We start from the raw sequence: 20,956 nt of genomic DNA, 5'->3' as shown, positions 1-20,956 counted from the left end.
GGCCGGCCGGTCCCGCTCAGCGCCTGTGGACAGCCGATGCGGGCGGTCGGTCCCGGTCAGCGCCGGCGGACGGTCCCGGTCAGTCCTTGTGGACGGTCCCGTCGGGATCGAGGCCCCGGAACGACAGCAGCACGATGAGAATGCCGCCGCAGACGATCGCCGAGTCGGCGAGATTGAAGACCGCGAAGTGCGCCGGGGCGATGAAGTCCACGACCGCGCCCTGGAAGACCCCGGGCGAGCGGAAGATCCGGTCGGTGAGATTGCCCAGCGCCCCGCCGAGCAGCAGCCCGAGCGCGATCGCCCAGGGCAGGCTGTAGAGCTTGCGCGCCAGCCGGGCGATCACCACGATCACGGTGGCCGCGATGATCGTGAAGATCACCGTGAAGGCCTCGCCGACGCCGAAGGCGGCGCCGGGGTTCCTGATGGCCTCGAACTTCAGCAGATCTCCGATGACCTCGATCGGCTCGTGGTGCTCCAGCTTGGCCACCACGAGCATCTTGGTACCGAGGTCCAGCAGATACGCGAGGAGTGCGACGGTGAAGAGCGCGGCGATCCTGCGCCTGCCCTTCGGCCGGCCGGGCTGGTCGGCCGGCTCCGCCCGCTCGGCCTGCCCGGCACCGGACTCGGCCTGCCCCGCGGCGGACCCGGACGGCCGGGCCGCGGTCCCCTCCGCGGGAGCCGCGGTCTCGTCGTCAACATCCGGACCATCCGGTGTACCGATAACGCGCTCCGCCTCTGCCACCTGAGTCCCTCAACCTAGACGCCTGACTGAGGACGAGCGTACGGCACACCCGTACGCCTTCAGCCTCGACGTTCCTGCCTTTGCTTGTCCTCCACGCACAGCGTGGCGCGCGGGAACGCCTGCATCCTGGCCTTGCCGATGGGGTTGCCGCAGATCTCGCAGAGCCCGTACGTACCGGAGTCGAGCCGCTGGAGCGCCCGCTCGGTCTGCTCCAGCATCTCGCGGGCGTTGGCGGCGAGCGCCATCTCGTGCTCGCGCGTGATGTTCTTGGTGCCGGTGTCCGCGTCGTCGTCCCCGGCGCCGTCCCCGGAGTCCCGCATCAGCCCGACCAGCGCGGTCTCCGACGAGGTGATCTCGGCGGTCAGCCGGGCGACCTCGCCCTCCAGCTCGTCCCGGGCCGCGTCGGCCTCCTCCGCGGTCCACGGGTCCTCGCCGGGCCGTACGGGCAGTTCCTCGGGGCGTGTCGCGGCGGCGCGCGCCGTGGGGACCGCTGTCGCGGCCGCCGTGGCGGGCTCGCCGGCCGCTGTGCTCCTGCCGCCCGCAGTCTTCTTCGCTCCCACCGTTTTGGCTCCCGTCTGTTCCGCGGCCTTGGCCGCCCCCTCGGCCGCGGACGCGGCCTTCTTCGCAGGTGCCCTGCTCTCGGGCGCCTTTTTCGCTGCCTTCTTCGCGACCGTCTTCTCAGCGGCGGCCTTCCTGACCGGTGCCTTCTTCGCCGGTGCCTTCTTCGGCACTTCCTTGGCCGGTTCCTTCGTGGCCGCCGCTTTCCCGGCCGACGCCTTCTTTGCCGCTGTTTTCCCGGCCGGCGCCCGCTTCGCCGGTGCCGGTTCGGCCGGTGTCTTCTTCGCGGCGGCCTTCTTGGCGGGTGCCTTCTTTGCCGGCGCTTTCTTCGCGGCCGTCTTCTTGGCCGGTGCCTTCTTGGCGGCCGCGGCCCTCTTGGTGGTGGCCTTGTTCGTGGTGGCCTGGTTCATCGAGGTCTTCTTCGGGGTGGTCTGCTTCACCGGCGCCTTCTTCGCCGCCGAGGACTGCGCCGCGCTCCTCGCCGTGGTCCTGGCGGCGCCCTTGGCAGTGGGTCGCGCCGCGGACGACTTCTTCGCGGCGGTCTTCTTCGCCACCATGGCCGCGGCCCCTTCGCACATTGTGATCTTGCTCGCGAATCGTGCTGGGACGATAAATCGACACCAGCCCCGCGGCAACGGGGCACGCCGCCGGTTCGGCCCCTCCCCCGACATGACAAGACGAGCCTGCATCCGTTGTGCCCAGCTCCCCGCCCGGTAATCCGCCGCCGGCCTGCCACGAACCGTAAAAAGGCCGGTATCACCATTCGGGTCATACGTTCGGCCGTACGGCACTCCTGCCGAAAACCGGTCGGCCCCGCCCGCCACCGCCCCGTACACTGGGCCCAGCGAAAGGCGTGGATGGGGACGAGTAGCGTCGTACGCGGCCATGAGCGACCCGGGGACGGTGCGAGCCCGGGGGCAGAGCGCGAAGTGAAGGATCACCCCGGAGCCGCCGGAAGAAAGCCCAGGTCCATGTCCGACCTGGGTGAGTAGAACCGGCAGCGCGACCCCAATGAGGGGGCCGCGGGCGGTGCGCGCCCGGGGCCAAGGAGGGTGGTACCGCGGGAGCGAGTCTCTCGTCCCTCCGACGGAGAAGTCGCAGTTCCGCCGGAGGAAGCGCCCCATGACACCAGTGACCCCGCCCCAGTACCGCCAGGTGCCCGCCCAGGTCGACCTGCCCGCGCTGGAGCACGCCGTGCTCGATTTCTGGCGTGAGAGCAAGATCTTCGACAAGAGCCTGGAACGGTCCGAGGGCCGCCCGGAGTGGGTGTTCTACGAGGGCCCGCCCACCGCGAACGGCATGCCCGGCGCACACCACATCGAGGCCCGTGTCTTCAAGGACGTCTTCCCGCGCTTCCGCACCATGCGCGGATACCACGTCGCCCGCAAGGCCGGCTGGGACTGCCACGGCCTGCCCGTGGAGCTGGCGGTCGAGAAGGAGCTGGGCTTCGACGGCAAGAAGGACATCGAGGCGTACGGCATCGCGGCGTTCAACGACCGGTGCCGCGCGTCCGTGACCCGGCACACCGACGCCTTCGCCGAGCTGACGACCCGCATGGGGTACTGGGTCGACCTGGACGACGCGTACCGCACCATGGACCCGGAGTACATCGACTCCGTCTGGTGGTCGCTGAAGGAGATCTTCGGCAAGGGCCTGCTGGTCCAGGACTACCGCGTCGCGCCCTGGTGCCCGCGCGACCAGACCGGTCTCTCCGACCACGAGCTGGCGCAGGGGTACGAGACGGTCGTCGACCCCTCGGTCTATGTCCGCTTCCCGCTCACCTCGGGACCGCTCGCGGGCCAGGCGTCGCTGCTGGTGTGGACGACCACACCGTGGACCCTCGTCTCGAACACCGCCGTGGCCGCGCACCCCGAGGTCGAGTACGTCGTCGCGACCGACGGCGAGGAGAAGCTCGTCGTGGCCCGGCCGCTGCTGGAGAAGGCGCTGGGCGAGGGCTGGGAGGCCACCGGCGAGTCCTTCACCGGCCGTGAGATGGAGTTCTGGACGTACGACCGTCCCTTCACGCTGATCGGCTTCCCCGAAGGCACCGAGGCGCACTATGTCGTCAACGCCGAGTACGTCACCACGGAGGACGGTACGGGCCTGGTCCACCAGTCCCCGGCCTTCGGCGAGGACGACCTCAAGGTCAGCCGCGCGTACGGCCTGCCCGTCGTCAACCCGGTCCGCCCGGACGGCACCTTCGAGGAGGACGTCCCGCTGATCGGCGGTGTCTTCTTCAAGAAGGCGGACGAAGCGCTGACCGAGGACCTGCGCGAGCGCGGGCTGCTGTTCCGGCACGTCCCGTACGAGCACAGCTACCCGCACTGCTGGCGCTGCCACACCGCGCTCCTCTACTACGCGCAGCCGTCCTGGTACATCCGTACGACCGCGGTCAAGGACCGGCTGCTCGACGAGAACGAGAAGACCAACTGGTTCCCGGACTCCGTCAAGCACGGCCGGTACGGCGACTGGCTCGACAACAACGTCGACTGGGCCCTCTCCCGCAACCGCTACTGGGGCACCCCGCTGCCCATCTGGCGCTGCGAGGAGAACCATCTGACCTGTGTGGGCTCGCGCGCGGAGCTGACGGAGCTGACGGGCACCGACCAGTCCGCCCTGGACCCGCACCGCCCCTTCATCGACGCGGTCACCTTCACCTGCCCCGCCGAGGGCTGCTCGCTGGAGGCGGTCCGGGTCCCGGAGGTCATCGACGCCTGGTACGACTCGGGTTCGATGCCGTTCGCGCAGTGGGGCTACCCGTACAAGAACAAGGACCTCTTCGAGAAGCGCTACCCGGCGCAGTTCATCTCGGAGGCGATCGACCAGACCCGCGGCTGGTTCTACACGCTGATGGCCGTCGGCACCCTGGTGTTCGACAAGTCGTCGTACGAGAACGTGGTCTGCCTCGGCCACATCCTCGCCGAGGACGGCCGGAAGATGTCCAAGCACCTGGGCAACATCCTCCAGCCGATCCCGCTGATGGACCAGCACGGCGCGGACGCGGTCCGCTGGTTCATGGCGGCCGGCGGCTCCCCCTGGGCGGCGCGGCGCGTCGGGCACGGCACGATCCAGGAGGTCGTCCGCAAGACGCTGCTGACGTACTGGAACACGGTGGCCTTCCAGGCCCTGTACGCCCGTACGTCCGGCTGGGCGCCCAGCGCGGCCGACCCGGCGCCGGCCGACCGGCCGCTGCTGGACCGCTGGCTCCTCGGTGAGCTGCACACGCTGGTCGACCGGACGACACAGGCGATGGAGACGTACGACACGCAGCGCACCGGCAAGCTGCTCTCGGCGTTCGTGGACGACCTGTCCAACTGGTACGTCCGCCGCTCGCGCCGCCGCTTCTGGCAGGGCGACAAGGCGGCGCTGCGCACGCTGCACGACGTGGTGGAGACGGTCACGCGGCTGATGGCGCCGCTGACGCCGTTCATCACGGAGCGGGTCTGGCAGGACATGGTGGTGCCGGTGACACCGGACGCGGTCGAGTCGGTGCATCTCGCGACCTGGCCGGAGCCCGACCTCACGGCGGTCGACCCGGCGCTCTCGCAGCAGATGACACTGGTACGGAGGCTGGTGGAGCTGGGCCGGGCGACGCGGGCGGAGTCGGGAGTGAAGACCCGGCAGCCGCTGTCGCGCGCGCTGATCGCGGCGACCGGGTTCGAGGCGCTCTCCCCCGAGCTGCGGGCCCAGATCACCGACGAGCTGAACGTCTCCTCACTGGCGACGCTCGCCGAGGTGGGCGGCTCGCTGGTGGACACCACGGCGAAGGCGAACTTCCGAGCGCTGGGCAAGCGTTTCGGCAAGGGCGTCCAGGCGGTGGCGAAGGCGGTCGCGGAGGCGGACGCCGCGGAGCTGTCGCTCGCGCTGCGCGAGGGCGGGGCGGCGGTGACGGTGGACGGCGAGCTGGTGACCCTCTCCGCGGAGGAGGTCATCATCACGGAGACGCCCCGGGAGGGTTGGTCGGTGGCCTCCGACGCGGGCGCGACGGTCGCGCTCGACCTGGAGATCACCCCGGAGCTGCGGCTCGCGGGGCTGGCGCGGGACGCGATCCGCCTGATCCAGGAGGCGCGCAAGAACAGCGGCCTGGATGTGGCGGACCGGATCGACGTCCGCTGGACGAGCACGTCGCCCGCGACGACGGAGGCACTGACGGAACACGCCCCACTGATCGCGGACGAGGTCCTGGCCACCACCTTCACCCAGTCCCCCCGGACCCCACCTACGGCCCGGCGTTCACGGACCCGCCCCTGTCCCTGACCTTCCACCTCCGCAAGTCCTAACGACCGAGGGGCGGGAAGGGGTTCTCCCCCTACCCCGCCCCTCCCTCTGAACCCCAAACGGGCCCGCACCCCGCCGCGAAGCTGGCGCATCGATCCCTGGCCGGGGGTCCGGAGGCCTGCCCCCGATTTCGGGAAGCGGCGGGCAGGGAACGGTCCCGCGCAGCCTGGGCCCCCAACTCGGCACAACCGCCCCCGCCGCGAAGCTGGCGCATCCCCGGGCCGGTCCCCCGCCGCTGCGGAGCCGGCGCGCTTGAAGGTTCGGGGCCCCGCCCCCACATGTCCACCCGCGCCGCGAAGCCGGCGCATCGGCCGTCCGAGGCCCGGGGGCCTGCCCCCCGATTCCGGGAAGGCGCGGGCAGGAGATGCCCCGCGCAGCCCGGGCCCCGGACCCGGCACACCCCCGCGCCGCGAAGCTGGCGCATCGGCTCCCGGTCGCCGGGAAGGGGGTCCGGGGGCTTGCCCCCGGTTTCGGGAAGGGGCGGGTAGGGGACAGCCCCGCGCAGCGGCCCCACCTCCAGACCCAGCCCCGGCACAACCACACCCAGCCCCAGCCGCCCAGAGCCCCCGGCCCCGCACAACCGCACCCAGCGCCCAGCCCCCGCCCGCGTCCCGGGCCGCGTCGTGCCGTGACGGCAAAGGGCCGGGCCCGGGGGTCACCCCCGGGCCCGGCCCTTCAGACTGCCGACTGCCGCGCGCTACCCGCGCGCGCTCGCGTCAGTTGTCGTCCTCATCGATCAGAAACCCCCGCATCGGCGACGGCGCCTGCTGCATCGGCTGCGGCGCCTGCGGCCGCACCGGCGCCATCGGCTGTGTCATCGCCGGGGACATCTGCTGCTGCCCACCGTACGACGGGCCCGACGGACCACCGTGGCCCATGGAAGGCCCACCGCCCATACCGTGCCCCATCGCCCCGGCGCCCGCCGGAGCCATCGAGGGGGACGGCGGCAGCGAAGCCGTCGCCGGCGTCCGCGGCGGCGCCAGCGAGTCGTCCGCCTGGGTCTCGAGCTGACGGAGCTGGCTCTCCAGGTACGACTTCAGCCGCGTCCGGTACTCGCGCTCAAAGCCCCGCAGGTCCTCGACCTTGCGCTCCAGCGTCGCGCGCGCCGACTCCAGCGACCCCATCGCGACACGGTGCTTCTCCTGCGCGTCCCGCTCCAGCGCGTCCGCCTTGGCGCGCGCGTCGCGCTCCAGACCCTCGGCCCGGCTGCGCGCCTCACCGACGATCTTGTTCGCCTCGGAACGCGCCTCCGCGATCGCCTGGTCCGCGGTCTGCTGCGCCAGCGAGAGCACTCGCGCGGCACTGTCGCCGCCGGGCCCCTGGCCGGGCTGCTGCATCTGCGGGCCGTGGCCGCCCATGGGACCGCCCATCGGTCCGCCCATGGGGCCACCCTGCATGGGACCGCCCTGACCCATCGGCGGTCCGCCCATGGGACCACCCTGCATCGGACCGCCCTGACCCATCGGACCACCCTGACCCATCGGACCGCCCTGCTGCATGGGGCCGCCCTGCATCGGGCCGGGGCCGTGCTGCTGGGCGCGCGGGTCATGACCCTGAGGACCGTGGCCGTGGCCGCTCGGACCCGCGGGAAGCTGCGGTGCGCCACCGGGCAACTGGGGCGGACCCATCTGCGGCGGCTGCTGCTGGACCGGCGGTCCGGATATGGCGGCGGGGACAGGAGCACCGGGCCGGTCCTGCTGTTCCGGAGGCTTGCGCATGCCCTGCTGCTGTTGGTTCTGCGCGGCGGCACGCGTCGCCGCGGCCAGCTTCGCGCGCAGATCCTCGTTCTCGCGGAGCAGGCGGGTCAGTTCGGCCTCGACCTCGTCGAGAAAGGCATCGACCTCGTCCTCGTCGTAGCCCTCTCGGAGGCGGACGGTCGTGAACTGCTTGTTCCGCACGTCCTCAGGGGTCAATGGCATCTCTTCTTCACCTCTACGTAGTCGTCGGCAGTCGGCAAGACCGTATCGTTCACATTCCCCTCGCAAGAGTGCTCACAAGCGAGATCAGGATGTAGACGATGATCATCAGAACGAAGAAGGACAGGTCGAGTGCCACGCCCCCGAGACGCAACGGCGGGATGAACCGCCGAAGAAGCTTGAGCGGTGGATCGGTGACAGTGTAGGTGGCCTCCAGAACGACCACCATCGCCTTGCCGGGCTGCCATGAGCGGGCGAACTGGAAGACGTAGTCCATGACCAACCGGAAAATAAGCACGATGAGGAAGCACATCAGCGCGATGTAGACCACCTGTAGTGCGACGCCCATCCCGCTGCTTCCCTCTCCCCTGGCTCACTCTGGTCCGGTCGTGCGCCGGGCCGTTCCCGCCGCTCGACCGGGTCGTTCCCGGTGCTCTGTTCCTAGCTCTGGTTGAAGAACCCGCCCTCTGCGATGCGGGCCTTGTCCTCCGCCGTGACATCGACGTTAGCAGGAGACAGCAGGAACACCTTCTGCGTCACCCGCTCAATGCTGCCATGGAGACCGAAGACGAGTCCCGCGGCAAAGTCGACAAGTCGCTTCGCATCGGTGTCGTCCATCTCCGTGAGATTCATGATCACCGGAGTGCCCTCGCGGAAGTGTTCCCCGATGGTACGGGCCTCGTTGTAGGTCCGCGGGTGCAGTGTGGTGATGCGGTACGGCTCCCGCTCGGACACGACCTTGGGCATGATCACCGGTGCGTTCTTCTCCAGACTGGGACGTTCAGGTGTGATGGATGCCACGGGGGCGATTCGTGCCGGACGTCCGTTTTCCGCCCCCAGCGACACCGGTTCGCGCTCCCGGTCGCGCTGCGCGGGCGGCGGCGGGATCACCCGTACCGGCTCCTCGCGCTCCCGTTCCCGCTCGCGCTCCTGCTGGTGCACGGGCTGGTGGCGCCGGTGGTCCCGCTCGGGCTCCGGCTCGGGTTCGAAATCGTCGTCGGGGTCAAAACCCCGGCCGTCGTACCCATCGTCCTCCACGAGGCCGAGGTAGACCGCCATCTTGCGCATCGCGCCGGCCATGCTCTGAGTCCTCCGCTCTGTGGTGGATCGGCCTCGTCACCAAGTGCCCGCGATCCACTAGGCCTGCCCGCCTTTCGGCGGAAATGACCATATTTTCTGCTGTGGTCCGACTTGCTTCGCGACGTTACCCGAGCCGGGGTCGGACTCCGAGTACCGCCGTACCGACGCGAACAAGTGTCGCTCCGGCCTTCACGGCATCCTCGAGGTCCGCGCTCATCCCTGCCGAGACCATGTTCGCAGCAGGATGGTCCGCGCGCAGGCGGGATGACAATTCCAGCAGCCGCTCGAACGCCGCCCGTTGACGGCCCGCGTACGGACCGGCCAGCGGCGCCACGGTCATCAGACCGCCGAGCCGCAGTCCCGGCGCCTCCGCCACCGCCGTCGCCAACTCCTCGATTCCGCCGGGCGCCACACCCCCTCTCGCACCCCGCTCGCCCGACTCCGCGTCGAGCGCGACCTGGATCAGACAGACCGGCTCGCGCCCCGCGCGCACCGCCGCGGCGGAGAGCGCGGAAACCAGTCTGATCCGGTCGACGGACTGTACGACATCGGCATAACTGACGACAGAACGAACCTTGTTCGTCTGCAACTGACCCACGAAATGCCACGTAAGCGACAAATCCGAGCAAGCCGCCGCCTTGGGAGCGGCGTCCTGATCACGGTTCTCGGCCACATGCCGTACGCCGAGTTCATGGAGCAGTCGTACATCACTCGCCGGGTAGGTCTTGGTGACCACGATCAGGGTCACTTCCTCGCGCTTGCGGCCCGCCGCCGCGCAGGCGGCGACGATACGTTCCTCCACCATGGCGAGATTCGCCGCGAGTTCGCTCCTGCGGTCGTTCATGCGCTCTCAGTCCAGCCAGACATAGCCGGCGAGCCGCCCGGTCGTGCGGTCGCGGCGGTACGAGTAGTGGTCGTCCGACTCCAGTGTGCAGATCCCGCAGTGCTGCCGGTCCGCTACCCCCAGGGCCGCGAGCTGCGCGTGCACTCCGGCGGTGACATCGACGGCCGGGGTCGACCAGCTCGTCTCGGACCAGGCTTCCGGTACGACGGCGGCGACCTCGTCCCGCATCGCCGCCGGCACCTCGTAACAGCGTCCGCAGACGGCCGGTCCGGTACGAGCGGTGATTCTGGCCGGTTCCGCGCCCAGCGCGATCATGGCCTCGACGGCGGCCGGTACGATTCCGGCGATCATGCCGGGGCGGCCCGCGTGGGCGGCGGCCACGATCCCGGCGGCCGGATCGGCCAGCAGTACGGGGACGCAGTCCGCGGTGAGTACGGCGAGTGCCAGCCCGCGCCGTACGGTGACGACCGCGTCGACGGCGGGGATCTCCCCGTCCCCCCACGGTCCTTCGACGACCGCCACATCGCGGCCGTGCACCTGGTTCATCCAGACGACCCGCGCGGGGTCGAGCGCAAGGGACTTCGCGGCGAGTTCGCGATTGGTCCGTACCGCTCCGGGGTCGTCGCCGACCGCGCCGCCGAGATTGAGCCGATCATACGGAGCGGCGCTCACCCCGCCCCACCGGTCGGTGAAGGCGAAGTGCGCGCCGCTCAGGGTTTCGTGCTGCCGTATCACTTCAAGAAGTCCGGGACGTCCAGCTCTTCGGCCTGACTGTCCTGCTGGTACGGACGGGCCGGGGGTACGTGCGGCGGGTGCATCGGCGAGAGCTTCTCACTGACCGCGGGGGAGGGGTCCGGCTTGGGGGTACGGTCCTCGCGCGGCGGTACGGTGCCGAGTCCGCCGCCGGACCTGCCGGTGTCCTGCCGGGACGGGACCGGCTGCTCGTCGCGCTTGCCCGCCGCGCCGAGCACGGTCTCGCGCCGGGCCGGGGGCTGTCCGCCGTCGAAGCCGGCCGCGATGACGGTGACCCGTACCTCGTCGCCCAGGGCGTCGTCGATGACCGCGCCGAAGATGATGTTGGCCTCGGGGTGCGCCGCCTCGCTCACGAGCTGCGCCGCCTCGTTGATCTCGAAGAGACCGAGGTCCGAGCCGCCGGAGATGGACAGCAGGACGCCGCGGGCGCCGTCGATGGAGGCTTCCAGCAGCGGCGAGGAGATCGCCATCTCGGCGGCGGCCACCGCGCGGTCGTCGCCGCGGGCCGAGCCGATACCCATCAGCGCCGAGCCGGCCTCGGACATCACGGACTTGACATCGGCGAAGTCGAGGTTGATCAGACCGGGAGTGGTGATGAGGTCGGTGATGCCCTGGACACCCGAGAGCAGGACCTGGTCGGCGGACTTGAACGCGTCCAGCACGCTGACCTGGCGGTCCGAGATCGACAGCAGCCGGTCGTTCGGGATGACGATGAGGGTGTCGACCTCTTCGCGGAGTTCGGCGATGCCGTCCTCGGCCTGGTTGGCGCGGCGGCGGCCCTCGAAGGTGAACGGGCGGGTGACCACGCCGATCGTGAGGGCGCCCAGGGAGCGGGCGATATTGGCCACGACGGGCGCGCCGCCCGTACCGGTGCCGCCGCCCTCCCCGGCGGTGACGAAGACCATGTCGGCCCCCTTGAGGACCTCCTCGATCTCCTCACGGTGGTCCTCTGCCGCCTTGCGGCCGACTGCCGGGTTGGCTCCGGCCCCGAGGCCGCGGGTGAGTTCCCGGCCGACGTCGAGCTTGACGTCGGCGTCGCTCATCAACAGGGCTTGCGCGTCCGTGTTGATCGCGATGAACTCGACACCCTTGAGACCGACCTCGATCATTCGGTTGATGGCATTGACACCACCGCCGCCGACACCGATGACCTTGATGACTGCGAGGTAGTTCTGCGGTGCTGCCACGTCGAAGGCCTCTCGCCTCGAGTTACGTGTCGCCGCTCCGCCGATGTGGCGCCGCGACGACTGATGCCGATGGGACGGTCCGAAACGCCGACCCAAACCCTGATGTTGAAGTTCAGGGTTACCAGTGTGTCCGCTTCCTGGACTCTTCCGAACAGGACACTAAGTCGACAAGTGGCGCACGTTCAACGAACACGCCGAACCTCCCGTTTTTCTTTTCACCCTATGTGATCACCCATAGCGCTGACCAACCAGGGTGCTGGCCAGCGCATATGTCCGTCAACTCCCTGCCACGGCGGGCGCGGTGGGAGCACTCACATCGAAGTACCCGGACCGGGGAGCCGCTTTCATCAGAGCGGTGAGCGCACGCGCCTTGGCCGCTCCGTCCTCGCCGCTTCCCCACATCACCGTACGGCCGCCGGTCAGCTCCAAGGAGATCGAGTCGTACGAACGGACCCGGATGACTCCGGTGTCCGCGGCCACTTTCCTGGGGAGTTCACTTCTGACCCGTACCGCTTCGAGCACCAGCCGGCCGGTGCTGAAGCGCTGGGGCGCCCCGGCCTGATCCGCGGCCTGATCCACCGTCAATTCGAGTTCGAGTCGGGGGACGCCGCGGGGCGCCTTCTCCACCTCGGCGAAACGAACGCCGTCCTCGTCCACTTCGATGAACTTTGCGCCCTTTTCGATAAGCAGGACGGGCTTTCGCTCGATCACTTTCAGACTGATTCCGTGCGGCCATGAACGGGTCACCTCGACCGAGTCGATACGGGGCAGCCGCTGCCGGAGCCGGGCCCCGATCGCGTCCGTGTCGACGGAAATCAGCGGCGATCCGACCGGTACGGCAGCGGCGGCGACCACTTCCTTACGGGTGAGCACATCGGTGCCCGAGGTGCTCACCCGCTCGACCCGCAGCCAGTCCGAGCCGTACAGCGCCCAGGTGGAGCCCGCGATCAGCAGACTCGACAGAATCAGTACGATCATCAGCCTCCGGCCCGGCAGCCGGAGCCCGCGGGCCCGGGAGCCCTGGGGAGGGCGGCCGGACTCCGACCTCGGTCGTGCGCCGCGCTCGGCGGTCGTCGGTCCGGCCACGCTCCCCTGCCTCCCTATGCCTGACGTTGCTTGGCGATCGCCTCGTACACCATGCCGACCAGCAGCTCATCCGCGTCCCTGCGGCCGAACTCGGCTGCCGCACGGGACATCTCGTACAGCCGGTGCGGATCGGCGAGCACCGGGAGGACCTGGCCCTGCACCCACTCCGGCGTGAGTTCGGCGTCGTCGACCAGCAGTCCGCCGCCGGCCTTCACCACGGGCTGGGCGTTGAGCCGCTGTTCGCCGTTGCCGATCGGCAACGGGACATACGCGGCGGGCAGCCCGACGGCGGAGAGTTCGGCGACGGTCATCGCGCCCGCGCGGCAGAGCATCATGTCGGCCGCGGCATAGGCGAGATCCATCCGGTCCACATACGGTACCGGGATATAGGGCGGCATTCCGGGCATGTTGTCCACCCGCGGCAGTTCGTTCTTGGGACCGACCGCGTGCAGGATCTGAATACCGGAGCGCTGAAGCACGGGGGCGATCTGCTGGATCACCTCATTGAGCCGACGTGCGCCCTGCGAGCCGCCGGAGACCAGCAGCGTCGGCAAATTGGGGTCGAGCCCGAAGGCCGCGCGCGCCTCGGGGCGCGCCCGCGCCCGGTCCAGAACGGCGATGGTACGGCGCAGCGGGATACCGATGTACCGGGCGCCCCGAAGCTTGCTGTCCGGGGTGGAGACGGCCACCCCTGCCGCGTACCGCGAACCGATCTTGTTGGCCAGTCCGGGCCTCGCGTTGGCCTCGTGGACGATGATCGGCACCCCGAGCCGTTTGGCCGCGAGATAGCCGGGCAGGGCCACATAGCCGCCGAAGCCCACGACGCAGTCGGCCTTGGTGCGCTCCAGGATCTGCTCGGCCGCCTTGATGGTGCCGCGCAGCCGCCCGGGGACGGTGATCAGCTCCGGGGTGGGCTTGCGCGGCAGCGGTACGGCGGGGATGAGCCCCAGCTCGTACCCCCGCTCGGGGACGAGCCTGGTCTCCAGGCCGCGCTCCGTGCCGAGGGCCGTGATCCCCACGGTGGGGTCCTGCCTGCGCAGGGCGTCCGCGAGGGCGAGCGCGGGCTCGATGTGGCCGGCGGTCCCCCCACCGGCGAGTACGACATGCACCGAAATTCACCGCTCTCCGGACGGACGCTTCTTGACGCGCCGTCTCATCGTCTTCCATCTGACCCCGGGCCGTCGCATGGCCAGGGCCGCTTTCGCGGCGGGATCCTCTCGCGCGAACGCGATCAGCAGCCCGACGGCGAACATGGTCGGCAGCAGGGCCGACCCTCCGTAGGAGAACAGCGGGAGCGGGACTCCGGCGATCGGCAGCAGACCGAGCACCGCACCGATGTTGACCACGGCCTGCGCCGCGATCCAGGTGGTCACACCTCCCGCGGCGTACCTCACGAAGGGATCCTCCGTGCGTCCGGCCACGCGGATACCCGCATAGCCTAGAGCCGCGAAGAGGGCGAGCACCGACAGCGTCCCCGCCAGCCCCAGTTCCTCCCCAGTGATGGCGAAAATGAAGTCGGTGTGCGGTTCGGGCAGTTGGCCCCATTTTTCCACACTCGCGCCGAGGCCGGATCCGAACCATCCGCCGGAGGCGAGGGCGTAGATTCCGTGGACCGCCTGCCAGCACTCGCCCTCCGGGCCGAGATCGGTCGCGCCGATGCACGCGAACCGGGAGAGCCGGTTCTCGCTGGTCTTGATCAGTACGAAGGCGACCAGCCCCGTGATCGCGAACACCCCGGCGAAAAGCCTGGTGGGAGCGCCCGCGAGCCAGAGCAGACCGAAGAGGATGGCGGTCAGGATGATCGCCGTGCCCATGTCGCCGCCCAGCATGATCAGTCCGAGCAGCATGAACGCGACGGGCACGAGCGGCACCAGCAGATGCTTCCACTGGGACAGCAGTCTCTTGTCCTGTTTGCGGGCGAGCAGGTCGGCGCCCCACAGGATCAGCGCGAGCTTGGCGAACTCGCTGGGCTGGAGCTGGAACGGGCCGCCCAGATAGATCCAGTTCTGGTTGCCCTTGACGGCCCGCCCTATCCCGGGGACCTGCACGAGCACCATCAGGAAGACGGTGCCGACCAGCAGCGGATAGGACAGCGCCCGGTGGAGTTTTCCCGGCATCCGGGAGGCGAGCAGCAGCAGTCCGGTGCCGAGGACGACCGCGAGGAACTGCTTGCGGAAGAAGTACGTCGACGGCAGCGAGAGCTGGAGCGCGTAAATCATCGACGCGGAGTACACCATCACCAGGCCGAGCAGGGTGATCAGCAGCCCGCTGCCCAGGATCAGGTAGTACGCGGTGAGCGGCCGGTCCCAGGCGCGGCGCGCCCGCTCGTACAGATGCCTCGGACCGCCGCCCCTCGGCGGACGCGGTGTACCGGTCCCGCCGGCTCCCCCGCGGGCCGCGGGGGCGCGGCCCACGGACGCTCCCGCCACCCTGCCGCGCGCCGCCAGACCGCGCCCGAGGCCGGACAGGGGCCCCGGGCGGGCCGCTCCCGGACTCCTGGCGGCTCCGCCGCTGGCGGTGGGGCCCAGCAGCGCGGGAGCGCCCGCGAAGCCCCAGCGGTGGTGTAAGGGCCGGGGCCCCGGAGGCTGTCCTGCGGGCCGGGGCGGACGGTGCCGGGTGCCGTCCTCGTACGGGCCACCGGGCGGCTCGGGACCCACGGCGGGATACGGTCCGCCCGGCCCGGGTCCGCCGCTGCGGCGCAGGCCCGTCAAGCTCCGGCGGACGGGCCTTCGGTCCGCGGTGTCGTCGGCCGGCATCGTCGCTGTCCCCTCCAGTCGTGCCTGGCGCGGCTGCCGGGGTCGGGGCCCGCGGCGTCACCGCCGGTGTCGCGCGGTCCCCAGGGACGGCCCGGCACGAGGGCCGGGCCGGTCAGGCGTGCTCGGCGGCGAGTGCGTGCACCGCGTCCGCGAACGCCTCGCCTCGCTTGTTGTAGTTGACGAACATGTCCATCGAGGCGCAGGCCGGGGCCATCAGTACCGTGTCCCCCGGCTGTGCGAGCCGTGCCGCTTCGCGGACCGCCGCCGACATCGCCCCAGTGTCGGTCCGGTCGAGGTCCACGACCGGGACTTCGGGGGCGTGTCGCGCGAGGGCTTCCCCGATCAGCGCGCGGTCGGCGCCGATCAGGACGACCCCGCGCAGCCGCTTCGCCGACGCCGTGACCAGGTCGTCGAAGACGGCGCCCTTGGCGAGGCCGCCGGCGATCCAGACGATCGGGTCGTAGGCCGCCAGGGAGGCTTCCGCGGCATGGGTGTTGGTGGCCTTGGAGTCGTCGACGTACGTGATGCCCGCGACCTCCGCGACCAGTTCGATCCGGTGCGGATCGGGGCGGAAGGAGCGCAGTCCGTCGCGTACGGCGGCGGGTGCGACACCGAAGGCACGCGCCAGGGCCGCCGCGGCGAGGGCGTTGGCGATGTTGTGCGGGGCGGGCGGGTTCACATCGGAGACCTGGGCGAGTTCCTGGGCCCGCTCGCGGCGGTTCTCGACAAAGGCCCGGTCAACCAGAATGCCGTCCACGACGCCGAGTTGGGACGGTCCCGGGGTACCGAGGGTGAAGCCGATCGCGCGGCAGCCCTCCTCGACATCGGCCGCCCGTACCAGTTCCTCGGTGCACGGGTCGGCCGCGTTGTAGACACAGGCGACGGTGTTGCCCTCGTAGATACGGCCCTTGTCGGTGGCGTACGCCTCCATCGAGCCGTGCCAGTCGAGATGGTCGGGGGCGACATTGAGAACGGCCGCCGAGTGGGCGCGCAGGCTGGGTGCCCAGTGGAGCTGGTAGCTGGACAGTTCGACGGCGAGTACGTCGTACTCCTCCGCGCCGGTGACGGCGTCCAGCAGCGAGACCCCGATATTGCCGACGGCGGCCGTACGGAGCCCCGCCGCCGTCAGGATCGAGGCGAGCATCCTGACGGTGCTGGTCTTGCCGTTGGTGCCGGTGACCGCGAGCCAGGGCGCGGCGTCCGGGCCGCGCAGCCGCCAGGCCAGCTCCACATCGCCCCAGACGTCCACTCCGGCCCTGGCCGCCGCGGCGAAGAGTGGCTTGTCCGGCCGCCAGCCGGGGGCGGTGACGATCAGCTCGGTGCCCTCGGGGAGGGTCGCCCCGTCGCCGAGGCGCACCGTGATCCCCAGCCCGTCCAGCTCGGCGGCCTGGGCGCGGCTGCGTTCGTCGTCCCCGTCGTTGACGACGGTGACCTCCGCGCCGAGGCCGTGCAGCACCCGGGCCGCCGGGATCCCGGAGACCCCGAGACCCGCGACGGTGACCCGCTTGCCCTGCCAGTTCACTTCTCGGCCGCCCAGCCCGCGTAGAAGAGCCCCAGACCCACGATCACACACATGCCCTGGATGATCCAGAAACGCACCACGACAAGGACTTCGGACCACCCCTTGAGTTCGAAGTGGTGCTGGAGGGGTGCCATCCGGAAGACGCGCTTGCCGGTCATCTTGAAGGAGCCGACCTGGATGACCACCGACATGGTGATCATCACGAACAGGCCGCCGAGCAGGGCGATCAGGAACTCCGTACGGGAGCAGATCGCGAGACCCGCGAGCGCGCCGCCCAGCGCGAGCGAGCCGGTGTCCCCCATGAAGATCTTGGCGGGTGAGGTGTTCCACCACAGGAAGCCGAAGCAGGAGCCCATCAGGGCCGAGGCGACGACCGCGAGATCGAGCGGATCCCGTACCTCGAAACAGGCGTTGGGATTGGTCAGGGTCTGCGCGTTGGCACAGGACTCCTGGAACTGCCAGAGCCCGATGAAGGTGTACGCGCCGAAGACCATCACCGAGGCGCCGGTGGCGAGACCGTCCAGACCGTCGGTCAGGTTCACGCCGTTGGACATCGCGAGAATCATGAACAGCGCCCAGACCACGAACAGCACCGGGCCGATCGACCAGCCGAAGTCCATGATGAACGACAGCCGGGTGGAGGCCGGGGTGTTGCCGCGGTAGTCGGCGAACTGGAGCGACAGCACCGCGAACGCGATACCGACGATGAGCTGGCCCGCCATCTTCGCCTTGGCCCGCAGACCCAGCGAACGCTGCTTCACGATCTTGATGTAGTCGTCGAGGAACCCGACGAGACCCATGCCCGCCATCAGGAAGAGGACCAGCACGCCCGAGAAGGTCGGGTCCTCGCCGGTGATCACCTTCGCCAGGGCGTAGGCGATCAGGGTGGCGATGATGAAGGAGATCCCGCCCATGGTGGGCGTGCCCTTCTTGCTGCCATGCGTGCGCGGGCCGTCGTCCCGGATGAACTGCCCGTATCCCTTGCGGGCCAGGAGCTTGATCAGCAGCGGTGTGCCGATCAGGGTCAGGAAGAGCCCGATGACTCCCGCGAAGAGGATCTGCCTCATCGGCCGGCGACCTCGCCCTCGCTGGCGCTTTCGAGCAGTGCCAGGGCGACCCGTTCAAGACCGGCCGACCTGGAAGCCTTCACCAGCACGACGTCTCCCGGACGCAGCTCACTGCGCAACAGGTCGACCGCCGCCCGCGCGTCGGACACGTGCACCGACTCCTCACCCCACGAACCCTCGTTGTAAGCGCCCAATTGCAGCCAGGACGCTTCCCTGCCCCCGACTGCCACGAGCTTGCTGACGTTGAGCCGGACGGCGAGCCGTCCGACCGCGTCGTGCTCGGCGAGCGAGTCGTCCCCCAGCTCGGCCATCGGGCCGAGCACCGCCCACGTACGGCCCCCCGCGGCCCGTGAGGTACCGCCCATGGCGACCAGCGCACGGAGCGCCGCTCTCATGGATTCGGGATTCGCGTTGTAGGCGTCGTTGACGATCGTCACGCCGTCCGCGCGCTCGGTGACCTCCATACGCCAGCGGGAGAGGGTTTCCGCCTCGGAGAGCGCCTCGGCGATCTCATCGACGGACATGCCCAACTCATGGGCGACGGCGGCCGCGGCGAGCGCGTTCGACACGTGGTGCTCACCGTACAGCCGCAGTGTCACGTCGCTGCACCCGGAGGGTGTCCGAAGCAGGAAAGCGGGCTGTCCGGTGGGGGTGAGGCGGACGTTCTCTGCCCGTACGTCTGCTTCGCCCGCCTCTCCGAACAGCACGACGCGGGCCTTGGTGCGGGTGCTCATGGCGCGGACGAGCGGGTCGTCGGCGTTCAGTACGGCCACTCCGCCCTCGGCGGCGGACGGCAGGGCCTCGACCATCTCGCCCTTGGCCTCGGCGATCCGCTCCCGGCTGCCGAACTCGCCGATGTGGGCGGTGCCCACGTTCAGTACGAGGCCGATCCTGGGCGGGACGAGTCCGGTGAGGTAGCGGATGTCGCCGACATAGCGCGCGCCCATTTCGAGAACGAGGTAGCGGGTGTCCTCAAGGGCCCGCAGGGCGGTCAGCGGCAGGCCGATCTCGTTGTTGAGGTTCCCTTCGGGCCAGATGGTGGGTCCGAGCCGCTGGAGGAGCTGGGCGATCAGGTCCTTGGTGCTGGTCTTGCCCGCGGAGCCGGTGAGGGCGACGGCGGTGGCGCCGAGGCGTTCGACGACGGCGCGGGCGAGGGCGCCGAGAGCCTGGACGACATCGTCGACGACGAGGGCGGGCACCCCGACGGGGCGGGTGGCCAGAACGGCCACCGCGCCCGCGGCGACGGCGCGCTCCGCGTAGTCGTGGCCGTCGACGCGCTCGCCCGCGAAAGCGGCGAAGAGCCCGCCCGGTACGACCGAGCGGGAGTCGATGACAACGGGCCCGGTGACCCGGGCGGACTGATCCGGTATGTCGTGCGGCTGCCCGCCGACGATGGCGGCGATCTCGGCGAGGGAGAGGGCGATCACTGGGTCATCCCTGACTGTTGTTCTTGTGGCGGTGCTCGTGGCGGTGCTCAGGGCGCGGCTCGCCGTGGGGGCCGGGACAGGGCTCGTTCCCCGGCTCGTGGCGCAGGGAGCGCTCGATGGCCTCGCGCAGGACCTGGCGGTCGTCGAAGGCCCGTACCACCCCGGCGATGTCCTGGCCCTGCTCATGGCCCTTGCCGGCCACCAGGACGGTGTCGTCGGGGCGGGCGCGGGAGACGGCGGCGGCGATCGCGGAGGCGCGGTCGGCGTCGACGAGGACGTCGCCGCGCTCGTGCACGGGCACCTCGGCGGCGCCCGCGAGCATCGCGGCGAGGATCGCGAGCGGGTCCTCGGAGCGGGGGTTGTCGGAGGTCAGTACGGCGGTGTCGGCGAGCCGGGCGGCGGCGGCGCCCATGGGCCCGCGTTTGGTCTCGTCGCGGTCGCCGCCGCAGCCCAGGACGATGTGCACCTTGCCCTTGGTGACCTTGCGCAGGGAGCGCAGGACCGATTCGACGGCGTCCGTCTTGTGCGCGTAGTCGACGACGGCGAGATACGGCTGGCCCGCGTCCACCCGCTCCAGCCGGCCCGGCACCCCGGGGACGGCGGCGATGCCGTCGGCGGCGGTGCGCGGGTCGATCCCGGCGACGGCCAGGGTGACGATCGCGGCGAGGGTGTTGGCGACATTGAACGGCCCGGGCAGCGGCGCCTCGGCCCGCACGCGCTCGCCGTGCGGGCCGACCACGGTGAAGGTGGAGCCGTGCGAGCCGACCTCGACGTCCTCGGCACGCCAGTCGGCGTCGGGGTGGCCCTCGGCGGAGAAGGTGGTGACGGGCACGCCCGCCTCGGCCACGAGCCTGCGGCCGTACGGATCGTCGAAGTTCACGACACCGGTCCGGCTGCGCTCGGGGGTGAACAGGCGCGCCTTCGCCTGGAAGTAGTCCTCCATGCCGGAGTGGAACTCCATGTGCTCCGGGCTGAGGTTGTTGAAGACCGCGACGTCGAAGACACAGCCGTCGACCCGGCCGAGCACCAGGGCGTGGCTGGAGACCTCCATGGCGACCGAGTCGACACCGCGCTCGCGCATGACCGCGAAGAGGGCCTGGAGATCGGTGGCCTCGGGGGTCGTACGCTCCGACTTGACGCGCTCGTCGCCGATCCGGGTCTCCACCGTGCCGATCAGGCCCGTACGGTGGCCCGCGCCGCGGAGTCCGCCCTCGACGAGATACGCGGTGGTGGTCTTGCCCGAGGTGCCGGTGATACCGATCTGGAGCAGATCGGGACCGGGGTGGCCGTAGATCTCGGCGGCCAGCTCGCCCATGCTGCCGCGGGGGTCGGGGACGACCAGGACGGGCAGTCCGGTGGCTCCGGCCCGCTCGGCGCCCGCCGGGTCGGTCAGGATGACGGTGGCGCCGAGGTCGGCGGCCTGGGCGGCGAAGTCGGCGCCGTGGAAGCGGGCGCCGGGCAGGGCCGCGTACACGTCTCCGGGGCGTACCGCCCGCGAGTCGTGGGTGATGCCGGTCGCTTCCCCGGAGCCCCCCGGCGCCTCGGTGCCCAGCCGGGCTGCCAGCTCCGCGAGGGAGGTCGGGCGGACGCGTTCCGGGCGGGGCGTCCCCGGCCGCCCGGCCGGGGCGTCCTCGGGAGTGGTTCGGTACTGATCAGCTTGTGGCACGGCGGTGAGCGTACCCGGCTCCGCGGGCCGCGGGCCAAGTGAGAGCGGCTCCTGCGCGGCGCGTTCCGGGTGGT

The 20,956-nt window shown here is 70.6% G+C and carries 15 protein-coding genes and 1 pseudogene; 1 reads left to right on the top strand and 15 read right to left on the bottom strand.

Annotated elements, in window-relative coordinates:
- Positions 1-79 precede the first annotated feature (79 nt).
- Together lspA and KQY30_RS27075 are read right to left on the bottom strand one after the other, a co-directional pair.
- A complete protein-coding gene (gene lspA / locus KQY30_RS27080) occupies positions 80-742 on the bottom strand; it encodes a signal peptidase II (protein ID WP_217309088.1) in 663 nt (220 codons plus the stop codon).
- A 59-nt stretch (positions 743-801) separates the two neighbouring features.
- Entirely contained in the window at positions 802-1,857 is a 1,056-nt protein-coding gene (locus KQY30_RS27075) for a TraR/DksA C4-type zinc finger protein (protein WP_217309087.1), read from the bottom strand.
- A 574-nt stretch (positions 1,858-2,431) separates the two neighbouring features.
- Between KQY30_RS27075 and ileS the strand changes: the two are divergent.
- Positions 2,432-5,580: pseudogene (ileS, locus tag KQY30_RS27070) on the top strand (isoleucine--tRNA ligase).
- A 714-nt stretch (positions 5,581-6,294) separates the two neighbouring features.
- Here the strand turns inward: ileS and KQY30_RS27065 are convergent.
- The 13 genes from KQY30_RS27065 to KQY30_RS27005 all read right to left on the bottom strand — a co-directional run bounded on the left by KQY30_RS27065 (position 6,295) and on the right by KQY30_RS27005 (position 20,882).
- The gene (locus tag KQY30_RS27065; protein WP_217309086.1) at positions 6,295-7,497 is read right to left on the bottom strand and encodes a DivIVA domain-containing protein; all 1,203 of its coding nucleotides are present in this window, start codon (positions 7,495-7,497) and stop codon (positions 6,295-6,297) included.
- Between the two features lie 49 nt (positions 7,498-7,546).
- Positions 7,547-7,843: a YggT family protein gene (locus tag KQY30_RS27060; protein WP_046507963.1), complete on the bottom strand. Its 297-nt coding sequence runs from the start codon at positions 7,841-7,843 to the stop codon at positions 7,547-7,549.
- A 92-nt stretch (positions 7,844-7,935) separates the two neighbouring features.
- Positions 7,936-8,574 carry a cell division protein SepF gene (locus KQY30_RS27055; protein WP_046507965.1) on the bottom strand — a complete coding sequence of 213 codons (639 nt, stop codon included), beginning with the start codon at positions 8,572-8,574 and terminating at the stop codon, positions 7,936-7,938.
- Between the two features lie 124 nt (positions 8,575-8,698).
- The gene (locus tag KQY30_RS27050; RefSeq protein ID WP_217309085.1) at positions 8,699-9,418 is read right to left on the bottom strand and encodes a YggS family pyridoxal phosphate-dependent enzyme; all 720 of its coding nucleotides are present in this window, start codon (positions 9,416-9,418) and stop codon (positions 8,699-8,701) included.
- 6 nt (positions 9,419-9,424) lie between these two features.
- Positions 9,425-10,153, bottom strand: a complete 729-nt coding sequence (pgeF, locus tag KQY30_RS27045; RefSeq protein WP_254407340.1) for a peptidoglycan editing factor PgeF — start codon at positions 10,151-10,153, stop codon at positions 9,425-9,427.
- On the bottom strand, positions 10,150-11,358 hold the full coding sequence (gene ftsZ, locus KQY30_RS27040; RefSeq protein ID WP_217309084.1) for a cell division protein FtsZ: 1,209 nt from the start codon (positions 11,356-11,358) through the stop codon (positions 10,150-10,152). Before ftsZ ends, pgeF begins: the two co-directional genes overlap by 4 nt.
- 276 nt (positions 11,359-11,634) lie before the next feature.
- A complete protein-coding gene (locus KQY30_RS27035) occupies positions 11,635-12,444 on the bottom strand; it encodes a cell division protein FtsQ/DivIB (RefSeq protein ID WP_217309083.1) in 810 nt (269 codons plus the stop codon).
- Positions 12,445-12,458: 14 nt separating this feature from the next.
- On the bottom strand, positions 12,459-13,553 hold the full coding sequence (gene murG / locus KQY30_RS27030) for an undecaprenyldiphospho-muramoylpentapeptide beta-N-acetylglucosaminyltransferase (protein WP_217309082.1): 1,095 nt from the start codon (positions 13,551-13,553) through the stop codon (positions 12,459-12,461).
- A gap of 6 nt (positions 13,554-13,559) precedes the next feature.
- Positions 13,560-14,858, bottom strand: coding sequence for a putative lipid II flippase FtsW (gene ftsW / locus KQY30_RS27025; RefSeq protein WP_254407339.1), 1,299 nt, complete (start codon positions 14,856-14,858; stop codon positions 13,560-13,562).
- A 454-nt stretch (positions 14,859-15,312) separates the two neighbouring features.
- Positions 15,313-16,737, bottom strand: a complete 1,425-nt coding sequence (murD, locus tag KQY30_RS27020; protein WP_217311347.1) for a UDP-N-acetylmuramoyl-L-alanine--D-glutamate ligase — start codon at positions 16,735-16,737, stop codon at positions 15,313-15,315.
- A complete protein-coding gene (gene mraY / locus KQY30_RS27015) occupies positions 16,719-17,789 on the bottom strand; it encodes a phospho-N-acetylmuramoyl-pentapeptide-transferase (RefSeq protein WP_046507973.1) in 1,071 nt (356 codons plus the stop codon). Before mraY ends, murD begins: the two co-directional genes overlap by 19 nt.
- Positions 17,786-19,216 (bottom strand): UDP-N-acetylmuramoyl-tripeptide--D-alanyl-D-alanine ligase, encoded by a 1,431-nt coding sequence (murF, locus tag KQY30_RS27010; RefSeq protein WP_217309081.1) that lies wholly within the window; start codon positions 19,214-19,216, stop codon positions 17,786-17,788. Before murF ends, mraY begins: the two co-directional genes overlap by 4 nt.
- Before the next feature lie 4 nt (positions 19,217-19,220).
- A complete protein-coding gene (locus KQY30_RS27005) occupies positions 19,221-20,882 on the bottom strand; it encodes a UDP-N-acetylmuramoyl-L-alanyl-D-glutamate--2,6-diaminopimelate ligase (protein ID WP_254407338.1) in 1,662 nt (553 codons plus the stop codon).
- Positions 20,883-20,956 lie beyond the last annotated feature (74 nt).

Origin of the sequence: Streptomyces sp. GMY02 (assembly GCF_019056675.1) — a bacterium.
Taxonomy (GTDB): Bacteria; Actinomycetota; Actinomycetes; order Streptomycetales; family Streptomycetaceae; genus Streptomyces; species Streptomyces odonnellii.
The sequence above is the reverse complement of the archived record's forward strand: the minus strand, read 5'-3'. Positions and strand labels throughout refer to the sequence as shown.